This window comes from Halorussus marinus (genome assembly GCF_004765795.1).
GTDB lineage: Archaea > Halobacteriota > Halobacteria > Halobacteriales > Haladaptataceae > Halorussus > Halorussus marinus.
The window spans coordinates 1-940 of record NZ_SBIV01000033.1; the positions used below are offsets into that span (position 1 = coordinate 1).

The window sequence follows — 940 nt, forward strand, 5'->3', positions numbered from 1 at the left end:
GGCTGTGTTGAATCGCTGTAAGGCGGAGAGATTCACTGTTTGACGAAGCGTTTGATGTTATAGACGACACACATCAGCGCGATCTCGCGGAACTCACGAAACCATGACCGCGCTCGCACGGCGAAGCCGAGCGAGCGCTTCACAGCCGAGTTCACAGCTTCGGTCATAGAGCGCTGATTGTAGCGATTATCGTCGATTCTGGCGTTGTGCGCGTGGTCGTACGGAGCGAAGATGCGGTGCTTGATCAGCGGTCTGATCCCGAGATCGCGTAATCCTTCACGAAGCGATTGCTTGTCATAGCCTTTATCGGCCGCGAGAGACCGCAGATCGCCCGCGTTCCGGCGGGCGATCTGCTCAGCAAGATCGGCGTCACTTCCCTCCCGGTTCGTTGAGCAGTGAACGTCAATGACGGCCTGCGACGCTGTATCGACGAGTTTCGTGACTTTCAACTTCTGAACGCGGTAGCTGATTCGCTGGCAGTAGTGGCGGCTCGCTGGTGAGCGGTCGTAGAATGTGGCGTCGATCGCGGCGTGTTCTGAGAGATCGTGCAGCTGCGCCGACTGGCGCAGCAGCACTCGACAGACGCTCATGCTGATCCGGTCGAACGCCTTACACAACGTGGACGGCACGGGGAGATCGGCCGCGTCAAGGCCGATCTCCCCGATTATTTGTGGCATCTCTTTGAGCAGGTCGATCGTCATGCGGTACGACGTATCGAGGTAAATTCGCAGACAGTGGAGGGAAACGAGTGCATAGTCGGCGAATCCGCCGCCGCCGTCCGGGGCGGCGGATTCGCCTCCATCGCCAGTAACTCTTTGAGCAACCGGTACAACCTCCCCGATGAAGCGGGAGATTTGCGTCATGGTCAACGGAACTCTCCCGCTTCAACTCCTTTGATTTAGCGGCCTACCTCTCTGCCGTATGGCGATTCAACACAGCC

General features: G+C 58.2%; 1 protein-coding gene. It reads right to left on the reverse strand.

From position 1 onward, the window contains the following. Window positions 1–32 precede the first annotated feature (32 nt). Entirely contained in the window at window positions 33–863 is an 831-nt protein-coding gene (locus EPY72_RS19110; protein ID WP_135807463.1) for an IS5 family transposase, read from the reverse strand. Between the last annotated feature and the right edge of the window lie 77 nt (window positions 864–940).